13 protein-coding genes are annotated in these 14521 nt (G+C 63.7%); 7 read left to right on the top strand and 6 right to left on the bottom strand.

Going from position 1 to position 14521, the window contains the following annotated elements:
• Positions 1-55 precede the first annotated feature (55 nt).
• The 5 genes from XH85_RS07165 to XH85_RS07185 all read left to right on the top strand — a co-directional run bounded on the left by XH85_RS07165 (position 56) and on the right by XH85_RS07185 (position 4317).
• Positions 56-967 carry an amino acid ABC transporter substrate-binding protein gene (locus XH85_RS07165; protein WP_128931331.1) on the top strand — a complete coding sequence of 304 codons (912 nt, stop codon included), beginning with the start codon at positions 56-58 and terminating at the stop codon, positions 965-967.
• Between the two features lie 115 nt (positions 968-1082).
• Positions 1083-1814: an amino acid ABC transporter permease gene (locus XH85_RS07170; protein ID WP_128931332.1), complete on the top strand. Its 732-nt coding sequence runs from the start codon at positions 1083-1085 to the stop codon at positions 1812-1814.
• 3 nt (positions 1815-1817) lie between these two features.
• Positions 1818-2510, top strand: a complete 693-nt coding sequence (locus XH85_RS07175; RefSeq protein ID WP_091887045.1) for an amino acid ABC transporter permease — start codon at positions 1818-1820, stop codon at positions 2508-2510.
• A 12-nt stretch (positions 2511-2522) separates the two neighbouring features.
• Positions 2523-3254 carry an amino acid ABC transporter ATP-binding protein gene (locus XH85_RS07180; RefSeq protein WP_128931333.1) on the top strand — a complete coding sequence of 244 codons (732 nt, stop codon included), beginning with the start codon at positions 2523-2525 and terminating at the stop codon, positions 3252-3254.
• A 202-nt stretch (positions 3255-3456) separates the two neighbouring features.
• A complete protein-coding gene (locus tag XH85_RS07185; RefSeq protein ID WP_128931334.1) occupies positions 3457-4317 on the top strand; it encodes a D-amino-acid transaminase in 861 nt (286 codons plus the stop codon).
• Between the two features lie 146 nt (positions 4318-4463).
• Here the strand turns inward: XH85_RS07185 and XH85_RS07190 are convergent, their stop codons facing one another.
• From XH85_RS07190 to XH85_RS07200, 3 genes are read right to left on the bottom strand one after another with little or no spacing between them, the layout of a single operon-like run.
• The gene (locus XH85_RS07190; protein ID WP_128931335.1) at positions 4464-4925 is read right to left on the bottom strand and encodes a carboxymuconolactone decarboxylase family protein; all 462 of its coding nucleotides are present in this window, start codon (positions 4923-4925) and stop codon (positions 4464-4466) included.
• Between the two features lie 26 nt (positions 4926-4951).
• Entirely contained in the window at positions 4952-6562 is a 1611-nt protein-coding gene (locus XH85_RS07195; protein ID WP_128931336.1) for a DHA2 family efflux MFS transporter permease subunit, read from the bottom strand.
• Between the two features lie 16 nt (positions 6563-6578).
• Positions 6579-7760, bottom strand: coding sequence for an HlyD family secretion protein (locus tag XH85_RS07200; protein WP_128931337.1), 1182 nt, complete (start codon positions 7758-7760; stop codon positions 6579-6581).
• A gap of 301 nt (positions 7761-8061) precedes the next feature.
• Here XH85_RS07200 and XH85_RS07205 point away from each other — a divergent pair, with 301 nt between their 5' ends.
• Positions 8062-8973, top strand: a complete 912-nt coding sequence (locus XH85_RS07205) for a LysR family transcriptional regulator (protein ID WP_128931338.1) — start codon at positions 8062-8064, stop codon at positions 8971-8973.
• A 7-nt stretch (positions 8974-8980) separates the two neighbouring features.
• Here XH85_RS07205 and XH85_RS07210 read toward each other — a convergent pair whose 3' ends face one another.
• Positions 8981-12412, bottom strand: coding sequence for an indolepyruvate ferredoxin oxidoreductase family protein (locus XH85_RS07210; protein ID WP_128931339.1), 3432 nt, complete (start codon positions 12410-12412; stop codon positions 8981-8983).
• Between the two features lie 154 nt (positions 12413-12566).
• Here XH85_RS07210 and XH85_RS07215 point away from each other — a divergent pair, with 154 nt between their 5' ends.
• Positions 12567-13022 (top strand): Lrp/AsnC family transcriptional regulator, encoded by a 456-nt coding sequence (locus XH85_RS07215; RefSeq protein ID WP_091887029.1) that lies wholly within the window; start codon positions 12567-12569, stop codon positions 13020-13022.
• Between the two features lie 25 nt (positions 13023-13047).
• Here XH85_RS07215 and XH85_RS07220 read toward each other — a convergent pair whose 3' ends face one another.
• Both XH85_RS07220 and XH85_RS07225 read right to left on the bottom strand, forming a co-directional pair.
• The gene (locus XH85_RS07220; protein WP_245473897.1) at positions 13048-13812 is read right to left on the bottom strand and encodes an MFS transporter; all 765 of its coding nucleotides are present in this window, start codon (positions 13810-13812) and stop codon (positions 13048-13050) included.
• 65 nt (positions 13813-13877) lie between these two features.
• The gene (locus tag XH85_RS07225) at positions 13878-14471 is read right to left on the bottom strand and encodes a hypothetical protein (RefSeq protein ID WP_245473390.1); all 594 of its coding nucleotides are present in this window, start codon (positions 14469-14471) and stop codon (positions 13878-13880) included.
• Positions 14472-14521 lie beyond the last annotated feature (50 nt).

Genomic DNA, 14521 nt, shown 5'->3' on the forward strand with positions numbered 1-14521 from the left:
TCCGGCTCGATTTGTGCTTGCATCCGGGCCGCATCATCCGAAAGGGGAAGAAAAAGTGAAACATTTCCGTCACATCGGGCTCGCGCTGGCCGCGACCTTCGTCGTCAGCCAGGCCGGGGCCCAGGGGCTGACCGGCACGCTGAAGAACATCAAGGACACCGGCGCGATCACGCTGGGCTTCCGCGACTCCTCGATCCCGTTCTCCTATCTCGACGACAACCAGAAGCCGGTCGGGTTCGCGATGGACATCTGCTACAAGATCGTCGACGCCGTGAAGAAGGAGCTCAAGCTCGACAAGCTCGAGGTCAAGCTCAACCCGGTGACCTCGGCAACCCGCATCCCCTTGATGGCGAACGGCACGATCGATCTCGAATGCGGCTCGACGACCAACAACGCCGAGCGCCAGAAGCAGGTCGCCTTCACCAACACCCACTTCCTGACGGCAAGCCGCTACGTGTTCAAGAAGTCGAGCGGCCTGAAGTCGATCGACGATCTCAAGGGCAAGGCGGTGGTCTCGACCGCCGGCACCACCAACATCAAGCAGCTCACCGAAGCCAACGTCGCGAGGGGCCTCGGCGCCAACATCATTCCGGCCAAGGACCACGCCGAAGCCTTCCTGATGGTCGAGACCGACCGCGCCGTCGCCTTCGTGATGGACGACATCCTGCTGGCGAGCCTCGTTGCCGGCTCGAAGTCGCCGAACGACTATGCCATCTCCAAGGACGCGTTCTCCAAGCCCGAGCCCTATGGCATCATGCTGCGCAAGGACGATGCCCCCTTCAAGAAGGTGGTCGATGCGGCGACGGCGGCCCTCTACACGTCCGGCGAAGCCCAGAAGATCTACGACAAATGGTTCACCCAGAAAATCCCGCCGAAGGGACTGAACCTCAACACGCCGATCTCGGCCGAGTTGAAGAACGAGTTCGCCAAGCCGACAGACTCGCCGAACCCGGACGACTATAAGTAATATAGACCTCGATCTTTCGATCGGAATCATGTCCGGCCACTCTTGACACCAGGGTGGCCGGACATTTGCATAGGCGCCGGGACATCCATAACTGGCGCGTTCGCGCGGGGGACACGTGAACTATAACTGGAACTGGGGAATCTTTTTCCAGCCGAACCCGATGGGGACCGGCACCTATCTCGATATGCTGCTGGCGGGCCTGGTGCTAACCCTCAAGACGGCGGCGCTGGCCTGGGTCATCGCGCTGATCACCGGCTCGATCGTCGGCGTGATGCGGACGCTGCCGTCGAAGGGCGCCACCTGGTTCGGCTTCGCCTATGTCGAATTCTTCCGCAACATGCCGCTTCTGGTGCAGCTGTTCCTGTGGTTCTTCGTGCTGCCGGAAATCCTGCCGAAGGCCGCAGGCCTCTGGTTGAAGCAGCTGCCGAACGCGCCGTTCTGGACGGCCGCGATCGGCGTCGGCTTCTTCATGTCGGCGCGCGTGGCCGTGCAGCTGCAGGCCGGCATCTTGTCGCTGCCGCGTGGGCAGAAGATGGCGGCAACTGCGCTGGGTCTGACCACGGTGCAGGCCTATCGCTACGTGCTGCTGCCGATGGCGTTCCGCATCATCCTGCCGCCGCTGACGTCCGAGTTCCTCAACACCATCAAGAACACAGCGGTCGCGATCACCATCGGTCTGCTCGAGCTGACCGGACAGGCGCGCTCCATGCAGGAATTCTCGTTCCAGGTGTTCGAGGCCTTTACCGCCGCGACCATCCTCTACCTCCTCGTCAACGCCGTCGTCGTGACCGCGATGCGCTTCCTCGAGCGCTGGGTTGCGATCCCCGGCTACATCACGGGGAAATAAGCGATGCTCGGCAATTTCGATTTCGACGTCATCCGCCGCGCGCTGCCCTACCTGTTCTACGAGGGCATGACCTTCACGCTGACGCTAACGGGGCTCGCGGCTCTCGGCGGTCTCATCTTCGGCACGGCGCTCGCCCTGATGCGCCTGTCCGGCTTCAAGATCCTTGGCCGCATCGCCGGCGTCTATGTCGACTTCATGCGCTCGCTGCCGCTGGTTCTGGTCATCTTCTGGTTCTACTTCCTGGTGCCCTATATCGGGCAGTGGCTGACCGGCGCCTCGCGCCCGATCAGCGTCGGCGCGTTCGCATCCTCGCTCATCACTTTCATCATGTTCGAGGCGGCGTATTTCTCCGAGATCATGCGCGCCGGCATCCAGTCGATCTCGCGCGGGCAGCCCGCCGCGGCCAGCGCGCTGGGGCTGACTTACGCTCAGACCATGCGCTACGTCGTGCTGCCGCAGGCCTTCCGCAACATGCTGCCGGTTCTGATCACGCAGACCATCGTGCTGTTCCAGGACACCTCGCTGGTCTACGTGCTGTCGATCACCGACTTCCTCGGCGCCGCCAGCAAGGTGGCGCAGCGCGACGGGCGCCTGGTCGAAATGTATCTGTTCGCAGCTGTCGTCTACTTCACCATTTCCTGTATCGCGTCGTTCGGCGTCCGCCGGCTCCAGGCGCGCATCGCCATCATTCGCTAGAGCGTGTCGGTCATGATCGAAATCAGCCACGTCAACAAATGGTACACTCCGAGTTTCCAGGTGCTGACGGATTGCACCACCAGCGTCACCAAGGGCGAGGTGGTCGTGGTCTGCGGTCCGTCGGGCTCGGGCAAGTCGACGCTGATCAAATGCGTCAATGCGCTGGAGCCGTTCCAGAGCGGCGACATCCTGGTCGACGGCACCAAGGTCAACGATCCCAAGACCGATCTGCCGAAGCTGCGTTCGCGCGTCGGCATGGTGTTCCAGCACTTCGAGCTGTTTCCGCACCTCAAGATCATCGACAATCTCTGCCTCGCGCAGGAGAAGGTGCTGGGGCGGTCGCACGACAAGGCGCTGACCAAGGGCATGCAGCTTCTGGAGCGCGTTGGATTGAAAGAGCAGGCGCAGAAATTTCCGGCGCAGCTCTCCGGTGGCCAGCAGCAGCGCGTCGCCATCGCACGCGCGCTCGCCATGGACCCCATCGCCATGCTGTTCGACGAGCCAACCTCGGCGCTCGATCCGGAGATGATCAGCGAGGTGCTCGACGTCATGGTCGACCTCGCCCGCGAAGGTATGACCATGATGGTTGTGACCCACGAGATGGGCTTTGCCCGCAAGGTCGCCAACCGCGTCATCTTCATGGACCGCGGCGAGATCGTCGAGGACGCAGCGAAGGACGATTTCTTCGGTAAGCCCCGCAGCGACCGCGCGCAGAAGTTCTTGTCGAAGATCCTGTCGCATTAATTCCTGTCGTCATTCCGGGACGCGCCTCTTGGCGCGGGCCCGGAATCCATCGAGCGGCAGGACGCGAGGTGAAATGGATTCTCGGATGCGCATCATAGCTCGTCGCTTCGCGCCGCCCCGGAATGACGAATAGAGGGGTGATCGCGACCCCCGTTTCGCGTATAACGCCCCAAATTTCCCATTCCCCGCCAGGAGACCTGCCTTGGACTCGATCGCCTACGTCAACGGCTCATTCGTCCCGCTCTCGGACGCGAAAGTCTCGATCCTCGATCGCGGCTTCCTGTTCGCCGACGGCATCTACGAGGTCTCGGCCGTGCTCGACGGCAAGCTGGTCGACAACGCCTCACATCTGGCGCGGCTGGAGCGCTCGGTCGGCGAGATCAAGCTGAAGTTGCCCGAGACGGTCGAGCGCATCACCGAGCTCCAGAAAGAGCTGATCGCGCGCAACAAGGTCGAGAGCGGTCTCGTCTACCTCCAGGTGACGCGCGGCGCCGACAAGGGCCGCGACTTCGCGTTTCCCAAGGGCGACGTCAAGTCGAGCCTGGTGATGTTCACCTCGGAGAAGGACATCATCAACGCGGCGTCGGCGAAGACGGGCATCAACGTGATCACCGTGCCGGACATCCGCTGGGAGCGGCGCGACATCAAGAGCGTGGCGCTGCTGGCGCAGGTGCTGGCGAAGCAGGCCGCGGCCGAAGCCGGCGCCGGCGAAGCCTGGATGCTGGAAGACGGCTATGTCACCGAAGGCGGCTCGTCCTCGGCATTCATCCTGACACAGGACGACGTCATCGTGACCCGCAAGAACTCCAACGCGATTCTGCCGGGCTGCACTCGCAAGGCCGTGGTGGCGCTCGCCGAAGAGCGGCAGCTCCGCGTCGAGGAGCGTTCTTTCACCGTGGCCGAGGCGCTCGCCGCCAAGGAGGCGTTTGCGACGTCGGCCTCGCTGTTCGTCCAGCCGGTGGTCGCGATCGACGGCAAGAAGATCGGCGACGGCAAGCCCGGCCCGACGGCAACGCGGCTGCGCGAGATCTATGTGGAGTTCGCCAAGGCGACGGCGGTTTAGGCGGCGCATCCAGGTGTCATCGCCCGGCTTGACCGGGCGATCCAGTACGCCGCGGCGGTCGTAATTGGATCGAGAGGCCGCGGCGTACTGGATGCCCCGCCTTCGCGGGGCATGACGGCGGCGTGAGTTGTGACAGCGACCAACCCTCACGCCACGGACGCCTTCACCTTCACCGGATGAACCGCGCGGAACGAGATCGCAATCCTGTTCCAGGCGTTGATGGCGCCGATCAGCATGGTCAGGTTCACCGTCTCCTCCTCGGAGAAATGTGCCCGGACCTGCTCGTAGACGTCGTCCGGCGCATGCGTCTGCGAGATCAGCGTCACCGCTTCCGTCCAGGCCAGTGCGGCGCGCTCGCGGTCGGAATAGAGCGGGGATTCGCGCCAGGCGTTGAGCAGATAGATGCGCTGCTCGGTCTCGCCGCGCTTGCGGGCGTCCTCGGTGTGCATGTTGATGCAATAGGCGCAGCCGTTGATCTGCGAGGCCCTGATCTTGACGAGCTCGATCAGTGATTTCTCCAGGCCCGTCGACTGGATCTGCGTCTCCAGCGCCATCAGTGCTTTGATCGTGTCGGGCGCGGCCTGGTAGTAGTTCATGCGGGGCTTCATGGTCGTTCTCCTTTCGTGGGGTGAGGTCAGTGGGCTCCGCCGGCGGAAGTCTGGCCGGGCTTCTTCAGGAACAGAGCCGCGATCAGGGCAACGATCAGCGCCGCGCCGAGCAGATAGAAGGTGTCGCTGAAGGCGAGGATATAGGCCTGCTTCTGCACGATGCGGCCGATCGCGACATAGGCACGATGCGACGCATCCGCATGGTCCAGGATGCCGTGATTGATGAAATATTGCGTGAGCTGCTCCAGTCGCGTGCGCGTCGCCTGCTCGAATACCGAGACCGACTGCATCAGCACGTTGGAGTGATACTGCTCGCGCTTGGTCAGCACGGTCTGCAGCAGCGCGATGCCGACGGCGCCGCCGAGATTGCGCATCATGTTGAACAGGCCGGACGCCGAGCCCGCGTTTTCCGGTTCGATGCCTGATGTCGCCACCGCGGACAGCGGCGCCATCACCAGCGCCTGGCCGATCGCCCGAACCACATTGGGCCAGAGCAACTGATCGGCGGCATAGTTGCTGGTCATATAGATATTCATGAAGTTGGAAGCCGCGAACAGGACGAAACCGACACCGATGATGATCCTCGCGTCGAACTTTTGCATCAGCCGCGGCACCAGCGGAATCAGCATGAGCTGCGGCAAGCCGGTCCATGCCAGCACAAAGCCGATCTGCTCGGCGTTGTAGCCCTGGATGCGAGCCAGATATTGCGGCAGGATGAAGACCGAGCCGTAGAGCGCGACGCCGAGCAGGAAGTTCGCGAGCATGCCGAAGCCGAAATTGCGGCGCACGAGCAGGCGAAGGTTCAGGAGCGGCTTCTTGACCGTGAGCTCGATGATCAGGAACGCAGTCAGCGCAACGACGGCGATCACCGACAGTTTCACGATGAAGGGGGAGCCGAACCAGTCGTCCTTGTTGCCCTCCTCCAGCACGGTCTGGAGCGCGGACAGGCCGATTGCCATGGTGATGATGCCGGCCCAGTCGCCCTCGCGCAGTAACGACAGCTTCATGGGCTTTGCGTCGAGCGCGTACCAGAGCATGCCGACCATGATCGCGCCGGGAACGAGGTTGACGTAGAAGATGTATTGCCAGCCGAAATTCTCGGTGAGATAGCCGCCGATGGTCGGGCCGATCGCGGGCGCGAAGGTCGCCGACAGCGCGAACAGGGCAAGGCCCACCGGCTGTTTTCCGCGCGGCAGCAACGTGATGATCAGCGTGAACGCCATCGGAATCAGCACACCGCCGGTGAAGCCTTGCACCGCGCGCAGCACGATCATCTGCGACAGATCCTGCGCCAGCGCGCAGGCCGCGGACAGCGCCAAAAACAGGATCGCGTTGGTGAGGAGATAGATGCGGATCGAGAACACCTGCGCGAGCCAGCCGGAGAGCGGGATCACCACGATCTCGGCGATCAGATAGGAGGTCGAGATCCAGCCGCCGTCGTCGATGCCGGCACCGATCGCACCCTGGATGTCGGCCAGCGAGGCGTTGACGATCTGGATGTTCAGCACCGCCATGAAGGCGCCCAGCGTCGCGCCGATCACGGCGATCCATGTTCTTGCGGAAACCGCCGGCGTGGTGGGCGCAGCAGGGGCGGGGAGGTCGGCTGCGGCGTCGAGGGTGGGTTGGAGCGTGCTCATGGAAGCCTCGTCAGCTTCAGCCGCCGTTTGGGCGGGATGTGTTGTCGGCGAGATGTCTGGTCGTCTCGCGTTCGGCCAGCACCGACTGCTTGGTGTCGACGGTCGGCACCGCGGACATGCCGGGGCGCAGCAGGCCGGTGAGGTTATTATCGTCGAGCACGATCTTCACCGGCACGCGCTGCACGATCTTGGTGAAATTGCCGGTGGCGTTGTCCGGCGGCAGCAGAGCGAACTCGAGCCCGCTCGCCGGCGACAGACTATCGATATGGCCGCGCAGGGGCTGGCTGCGGAAGCTGTCGACGCGCAGCTCGACCGGCTGGCCGGGACGCATATGTGTGAGCTGAGTCTCCTTGAAGTTCGCAACGACATAGACCGCATCGAGTGGCACCACGGCCATCAGCTGTGTGCCGGCCTGCACGTACTGGCCGACGCGCAGCGAACGTGCGCCAACCGTGCCGTCGACTGGCGCTGCGATCTCGGTGTAGGACAGGTTCAGCGCCGCCTGCTGCGCCACCGCACGGGCGCGCTCGAGCTGGGCCGTCGCCTGGGCGCGCTGGGTGGTGAGCACGTCGACCTTGCGCTGCGCCGCCAAGAGGCCGGATTTGGCGTGCTGCAATTGCGCCGTGCTGGCGCGCAGCGCCGCATCGGTCTGCTGCGCGCGCTGGATCGTGCCGGAGCCCGACTTCATCAGGTCGTCGTAGCGGGCGCGTTCCTCCTGGGCGAATTTCAGAGTGGCGTCCGCAGCAGTGACGTCGGCGGTGCTCTGCGCGATGATCGGCTGTTGCAATTCGAGCTGGGCATCGATGTTGCGCACCGAGGCTTCGCCGGCGGCGACATCGGCGCGGGCCTGGTCGAGCGCTGCCTCGAAGTCGCGATCGTCGATCTTGGCCAGCGGCTGGCCCGCTTTGACCTTCTCGTTGTCGCCGACCAGCACCTTCGCGATGTAGCCGGAGACCTTTGGCGCGATGATCGTGGAATCGGCCTTCACATAGGCGTCGTCGGTGGATTCGAGGTAGCGGCCGGTGGTCCAATAGTCGTGTCCGAAATAGGCAACCGTTGCCGTGCCTGCGAGGAGCGCGAGCACCAGCGCCGCGCGCCGCATCATCGTCCGGGCTGGCAGGCGCGGCGGCGTCTTGGAATAATCATGAATGATTTCAGTTGCTTGCTGGAAATTTTCGGTGCGCGGCATTTCGGACATGGCGGTCTCCTATCGGCGTGCCGAGACTATCTGTCTTTCCAGCTCCGGTGATAATCAGCGAAATACCGGAAGGATTATCCATTAAGGGTGGATAGTCCGGGGGATATCACCTTGATGTCTGAGGTCTACCGAACTGGATGTGCCACTGCCCCAGAGCGATTGCCGCACCTGTCGCGCAATTGCTGCTAACGAGGCCCACGCCGCGCGAACCTGTAGGCGGACGAGACCGCCTGGGGTGATCTGTTAGATAATCCCGGCGAATTCCTTGCGATTATCGATCAAGAGCGGATAATCAGGCAGCATGGACCGATTGACCAGCCTCGAAGTCTTCAGCCGGGTGGTCGAGACCGGCGGCTTTTCCGCAGCAGCCCGCAAGCTCAACATGTCGACCAGCATGGTGAGCAACCACGTCCAGGCGCTGGAGGACCGGCTCGGCGTCCGGCTGCTCAATCGCACGACGCGCAAGGTCAGCCTCACCGAGATCGGCAAGGCCTATTACGACCGTGCCACGCAGATCCTCGCCGATCTCGAGCAGGCCGACGACATCGCGAGCGAATTGCAGTCGGTGCCCCGCGGTACGCTGCGCATCCACGTCGCCACGCACATGGTGCCGTTCGTCGCGCCGGTGGTGGCGCAGCTCCTGTCGACTTATCCGGAGCTCAAGATCGACCTACGGATGGGCGAGGCCGACGTCGACCTCATCGAGGAAGGCTATGACGTTGCCCTGCGCATGACCGCGCCGCCGGATTCGAGCCTGATCGTGCGTAGTCTCGCCACCTGGCGGCACGTGCTGTGCTGTTCGCACGATTATCTCGAGAGGCATGGTCGTGTTCAGAAGCTCGACGAACTCGCCGCGCACCATTGCGCCCGTCACTTGAACTATCCTTTTGGCGACGAGTGGCGCTTCTTCGACCGCAAGGGTGCTCCGGCCTCGGTACGCATCTCCGGCCGCTTCGTCACCAATAGCGGGGAAGCGCTGCGGAAAGTCGCGCTGGACGGGGCGGCTGTCTGCCTCATGGCCGGGTTTCTGGTTCAGGACGATCTTGAAGCAGGCCACCTCGTTCGGCTCCTACCCGAATATCGCCCGGTCGAGATGTCGATGAACGCGGTCTATCCGCACCGCCACCATCTGTCGGCGAAGGTCAGGACCTTCATCGACATGCTCGTGCATCACAGCGCCGAGCAGCAGAAGCTGATCAATCCCTATTCATGAGCGGCGGTCAGGCCGCTCGCGCCGTTATCGGCTGGGCCAGCAGGGATTCGACCTCTGACTTGACCGAGGCGATCGCAGCCTCTTTCACGGGCCCATAGCCGCGGATGTTCATGGGGGCCTTGGCCACGACGATGAGATCTGCCAGGCGTGCCGCGTCGAGCCCGCCGAGCATTCGGTCGATCAGGTCCTCGTACCAGGCGATCAACTCGCGCTCGGCGCGCCGTTCGGCGGTGTAGCCGAATGGATCGAACGGTGTTCCGCGCAGCCCCTTCAATCGCGCCAGCATGGCGAGCGGCATCTGGATCCACTGCCCGAAGGCGCGCTTGCGCGGACGTCCACGTGCGTCGCGCCTTGACGGCAGGAATGGCGGGGCAAGGTGATAGTGGATGCTGAAGCCGTCCTCGAACTCGCGCTTCAATTCGTCGATGAAGCCGCTCTGCATGTGCAGCCGCGCCACCTCGTATTCGTCCTTGTAGGCCATCAGCTTGAACAGGGCGCGGGCCACCGCATCGGTCAGGGCCTCGCTGCTCAGGACAGCCTCGGCGCGGCGGACCTTCGCGACGATCGCCCGATAGCGCGCTGCATAGGCCTCATCCTGATAGGCGGTGAGGAAATCGGCGCGGCGTTCAATGAGCTGGTCGAGTGTCTCGACCGTTGGCATATCGTCCGTCTTCGGCAAAAATTCCGGATCGGCAGCGGCGATGCGGCCCCAGGCGAAAGCCTGCTTGTTGCGCTCGATGGCGACGCCGTTGAGCTCGATCGCGCGCAGCAGCGCTTGCAGTGAGACCGGCGCCAGTCCGTGCTGCCAGGCAAAGCCCAGCATGATGATGTTGGCATAGACGGCATCGCCGAGCAGCCGTTCGGCCAGCGCATTCGCGTTGAGCGTGTCGAGATTGTTGTCGCCGATCACGCGGCCGATCGCGCGCAGGCGGGCAGGCGAGGCGAGGTCGGCATCGCGGAAGCGGACGACGTCGCCGGTCGGCATCTCCGCGGTATTGATCGCGGCGCGCGTGCCGCGGCGGTAGGTGCCGGAGGCCTTCGGCGAGGAGCTCACGACGAGGTCGCAGCCGATCAACGCGTCGGCCGCGCCCTGGTCGATGCGCACCTGATGCAGCGCCTCGGGGGAAGCGGCAAGCCGGATGTAGCTCAGCACGGGCCCGAATTTTTGCGCAAAGCCGGTAAAATCCAGCACCGAGACGCCGCTTCGCTCGAGATGCGCGGCCATACCGATCAGCGCACCGACCGTGATCACGCCGGTGCCGCCGACGCCGGTCACCAGCAGGTCATAGGGCCGGTCGAGCGGTGCGAAGGCAGGCAGGGGAAGCGTCGCGGCGCGGCCGATCGCGTCGATCTGGCTCGCGGTCTTCTTCCGGCGCGTCGCGCCCTCGACGGTAACAAAGCTCGGACAGAAGCCGTTGAGGCAGGAAAAGTCCTTGTTGCAGGTCGACAGATTGATCTGGCGCTTGCGGCCGAACGGCGTTTCCTTCGGCTCGACGCTGAGACAGTTGGATTCGACCGAGCAATCGCCGCAGCCTTCGCAGACGAGATCATTGATGTAGGCAAAGCGCTTCGGGTCGTCCATCTGGCCGCGCTTGCGCCGCCGCCGCTTCTCCGTGGCGCAGGTCTGCTGGTAGATCAGCACGGAGACGCCGGACACGCCGCGCAGTTCGCGCTGCACGGCGTCCATCTCCTCGCGTGGATGGATTGTGACGCCGGTTGGCAGGTCGGGCGGAGAAAATTGCGCGGGATGGTCCGACACTAGCGCGATGCGCTCAACACCTTCAGCGCGGACGCTGTGAGCGATGGCATGTACGCTGATGGGCCCGTCGACCGGCTGGCCGCCGGTCATTGCGACGGCGTCGTTGAACAGGATCTTGTAGGTGATGTTGGCCTTGGCGGCGATCGCCTGCCGGATCGCCATCGAGCCCGAGTGATAATAGGTGCCTTCACCGAGATTCTGAAACACGTGCTTGTGGCCGGTGAATTTCGATGAAGCCGCCCAGTTCACGCCCTCACCGCCCATCTGGATCAGCGAGGATGTCTCGCGGTCCATCCAGCTCGCCATGAAATGGCAGCCGATGCCGGCGAGTGCCTTGGAGCCCTCCGGCACCTTGGTCGACGTATTGTGCGGACATCCCGAGCAGAAATAGGGTGTGCGCGTTGCGCCTGGGACGTTGATCGTGCGTGCCGCCTCCGGCATCAAGGCAGCCGCCCGCGCGGCGAGATTGAGGCCCGGAAACATCGGGTCGAGCCGCCGCGCCAGCACGGCAGTCAGCGCGCGCGGCGACAATTCGCCGATCCAGGAGATCAGCCGCGCTCCTTGCTCGTCGTGCTTGCCGACCATGCGCTCGGGCTTCGTGCCCGGATAGTCGTAGAAATATTCCTTGAACTGGCTCTCGATGATGCCGCGCTTCTCCTCGACCACGAGAATCTCGCGCTTGCCCTTCACGAATTCCATCGCGTCATGCAGCGCCAGCGGCCAGACCATGCCGACCTTGTAGACGTCGATGCCGATGCTGCGGCAGGCCGCTTCATCGAGGCCCAACAGCCGCAGCGCTTCCATCAGGTCGAGATGCGCCTTGCCCGTGGTGACGATCCCGTAGGTCGCGTTCGGAATGTCGTAGATGTGCCTGTCGATCGGATTGGCCTTCGCAAAGGCGTAGACGGCGTGCTTCTTCGCTTCCAGCCGCTCCTCGATCTGCGGTCCCGGCAGGTCGGGCCAGCGATAGTGCAGGCCGCCCGGTGGCGGGATGAAGTCGGGCGCGCGGAAGTCGCGGGGCGGGCTTAGCGCCACGGAGGCGCCCGACTCCACGATCTCCGAAATCGCCTTGAAGCCGACCCACATGCCGGAGAAGCGGCTCAGCGCGTAGCCATATTCGCCGAATGCGAGGTATTCGCTGACGCTTGCGGGGTGCAGCGTCGGCATGAACCAGCTCATGAAGGCGACGTCGGACTGGTGCGGCATCGAGGACGAAACGCAGCCATGGTCGTCGCCGGCGACCACCAGCACGCCGCCATGCGGCGAGGAGCCATAGGCGTTGCCGTGCTTGAGCGCATCGCCGGAGCGGTCGACGCCGGGGCCCTTGCCGTACCAGAGCCCGAACACGCCATCGACCTCGCGGTCGGCTTGCGTCTCGACCTGCTGCGAGCCGAGCACGGCGGTCGCTGCGAGGTCTTCGTTCACGGCGGGGAGGAATTCGATGCGGTCACGCTTGAGCCGTTCCGGGATGCGCCAGAGCTCGAGATCGATGCCGCCGAGCGGCGAGCCGCGATAGCCGGAGATGAAGCCGGCGGTGTTGAGGCCGCGCGCGCGATCGCGCCTGACTTGGTCAAGTGCGACACGGACGATCGCCTGTGTGCCGGTCAGGAAGACACGGCCTTCCTCACGGTCGTAGCGGTCGGAGAGTTCGTAGGTGTCGAGGGTCGGAATGGCGTCCATGCGGATCTCCCGCGGCATTCCCTGCCGGATCAGCAGAGGTTAGGCCCGGCCGGCTGGTAGGTCTTACCTATCTTTCCCGATAGACGGCTAGTTCTGGTAGATATGTCCGATTTGACCTATTATTCGGTGAAATTATCCAGTTTGGCGGGATTTCATGATCGAAGAGCAGGACACGCGGATTCTTGCGCACCTCCAGAAGGACGGCCGCGCCACCAACCAGCAGCTTGCCGATGAGGTCGGCATGTCCACCTCGGCCTGTTGGCGCCGGGTACGCGCACTGGAGGAAAGCCGCGTCATCCGCGGCTACGCCGCGCTGATCGATCGCGAGCGGGCGGGCTTCGCGATGTCCGCCATCCTCCACGTCTCGCTGGAGCGGCATGACGCGAAGTTCGTCGACGAGTTTGTGTCTCGGGTCACCAAGCGCCGCGAGGTGCTGGAGTGCTTTGCGACCACGGGCGATGCCGACTATCATTTGCGCGTCGTTGTGCAGGACATGGCCGCCTACAACAGATTCTTGGACGAGTTCATGTTCCGCATTCCCGGCATCCGTTACGTCCGCAGCAACGTGGTGCTGAAGGAGATCAAGACCGGCGTGGCGCTGCCGTTTTGAAGCAATGTCGCCAGGGATCCGTGGCTCACACCGTCTCCGACCGCCGGCGCAGTTGGCGCAACGAGAGAAGATGCAGCAGGATCGAGCATGGCACGACGAAGGCAGGGGTCAGCACGTTCGGAAAACGATCCAGGGCCATGCTCGGGCCGTCCGGAATGATCAGCTGGAGCGGGCCCGGCGACATGATCATCCCCAAGGTGATCGCGACAGCCAAGTCCGCCAGGCCGAAGACGTTCCAGAAGATGCCTGCCTTCCGCCCGTCAGCTGTCCCGGTTGCCAAAGCCATGGCCGCCGGCACGGCAAGCAGGCCAGTCAGCACATCGCCGGTTCCTGCCGGTAGCGCCCACAATCCCGGCAGCAGCCCGCGCAGCCAGTAAGCCAGCCATTGGCTGCCGAAGATGCGGTAGAGTTGAAGGGCGATGAGCCAGGTCGTCGGCATTGCATCGAGCAGTTGTCCGATCCGCTTCGACGACAGCAACACCGGCGCACCGACGATTACCGGCAGCAGGATCGCCGCCGGAAGCAGCGGCAAGGGCGAAGCGCCGGTGCCGAATGCGCCGTTGATGGCTGCGGTCCAGGTGACGGCTGCCCAGAGCGTGAAGGGGACCATCAAGGCCAACCAGGTTGCCCGGCGCTGTGCCGGCGCCAATTCCGTGTTTTCGAGGCAGAGCCACAAGCCGAGCGCAATGAGTCCATGGGTCATCAACCGAACGCCAAGCGCAGGAAAGCCGCTCTCCGGAAGTGCGGGTAGCGCGATGATCAGCCAGGTCCACAGCAGGGCGAACGGCACGGTCCAGGTCAGGCTGAGCCAGAGGGGACGCTGGGCAGTCATGGTGGCGGAAACAGCATCGGTGCTCATGTGCTCACTCCATTTGGAACGCCGTGGTTGCGGGCGTGTGCAAGGGCAGCATCGCGGCCGGCACCCGACCGATCGCGATCCTGTCCGAGGTCACGGACTTTTTTCTCTGTTCCGGTCCTGAGCAGAATCATGAAGGCAAGGGCGTGGCCGACGAGCAGCAGTGGTACGTAGAGTGTGGGGATATAAATGCCGGCGCCGAACAGGCCGGGATCCGGGATCTTTGTCGCGCCCATGTAGTACGCGTTCAGGAGGTCAAGCGTCCCCCAGACGTTGAAGATCCAGACCACCGGGATGGCGATCGACCATCGCCACGAGAGAGCCGCCATCGATAGAAGCGCGAGGACAGCAGCGATAAGATCACCCCATCCCACCTCGGCGGCAAAGCGCGAACTCAACTCCGCAGAGACGAACCCGGTCACCATGAAGTTCATTCCCAAGAACCTGAACGCATGGAAAGCTGCGATGAGTCTCAGGGCGTCATAGCGCGGCATCACGCGGATCGCCGGCCAAACATAGATGGCAGCGACCACCGAGCTGGTCAGGAAAGCGCCGGCGACGCTGAGAACGAATGGAAGATTGAAGTTCGGCACGTTCGGATTCCCTATGGTTGACCATGCTGTCGAGCCGGGACGATGCCTAT

It is taken from the genome of Bradyrhizobium zhanjiangense (assembly GCF_004114935.1).
GTDB lineage: Bacteria > Pseudomonadota > Alphaproteobacteria > Rhizobiales > Xanthobacteraceae > Bradyrhizobium > Bradyrhizobium zhanjiangense.

What these genes read in the sequence shown, in the direction of transcription:
- XH85_RS07175 (WP_091887045.1), top strand. Translation starts at nt 1,818, where the DNA reads ATGCTCGGCAATTTCGATTTCGACGTCATCCGCCGCGCGCTGCCCTAC.
- XH85_RS07180 (WP_128931333.1), top strand. Translation starts at nt 2,523, where the DNA reads ATGATCGAAATCAGCCACGTCAACAAATGGTACACTCCGAGTTTCCAG.
- XH85_RS07190 (WP_128931335.1), bottom strand. Translation starts at nt 4,925, where the DNA reads ATGAAGCCCCGCATGAACTACTACCAGGCCGCGCCCGACACGATCAAA.
- XH85_RS07195 (WP_128931336.1), bottom strand. Translation starts at nt 6,562, where the DNA reads ATGAGCACGCTCCAACCCACCCTCGACGCCGCAGCCGACCTCCCCGCC.
- XH85_RS07200 (WP_128931337.1), bottom strand. Translation starts at nt 7,760, where the DNA reads ATGTCCGAAATGCCGCGCACCGAAAATTTCCAGCAAGCAACTGAAATC.
- XH85_RS07205 (WP_128931338.1), top strand. Translation starts at nt 8,062, where the DNA reads ATGGACCGATTGACCAGCCTCGAAGTCTTCAGCCGGGTGGTCGAGACC.
- XH85_RS07210 (WP_128931339.1), bottom strand. Translation starts at nt 12,412, where the DNA reads ATGGACGCCATTCCGACCCTCGACACCTACGAACTCTCCGACCGCTAC.
- XH85_RS07215 (WP_091887029.1), top strand. Translation starts at nt 12,567, where the DNA reads ATGATCGAAGAGCAGGACACGCGGATTCTTGCGCACCTCCAGAAGGAC.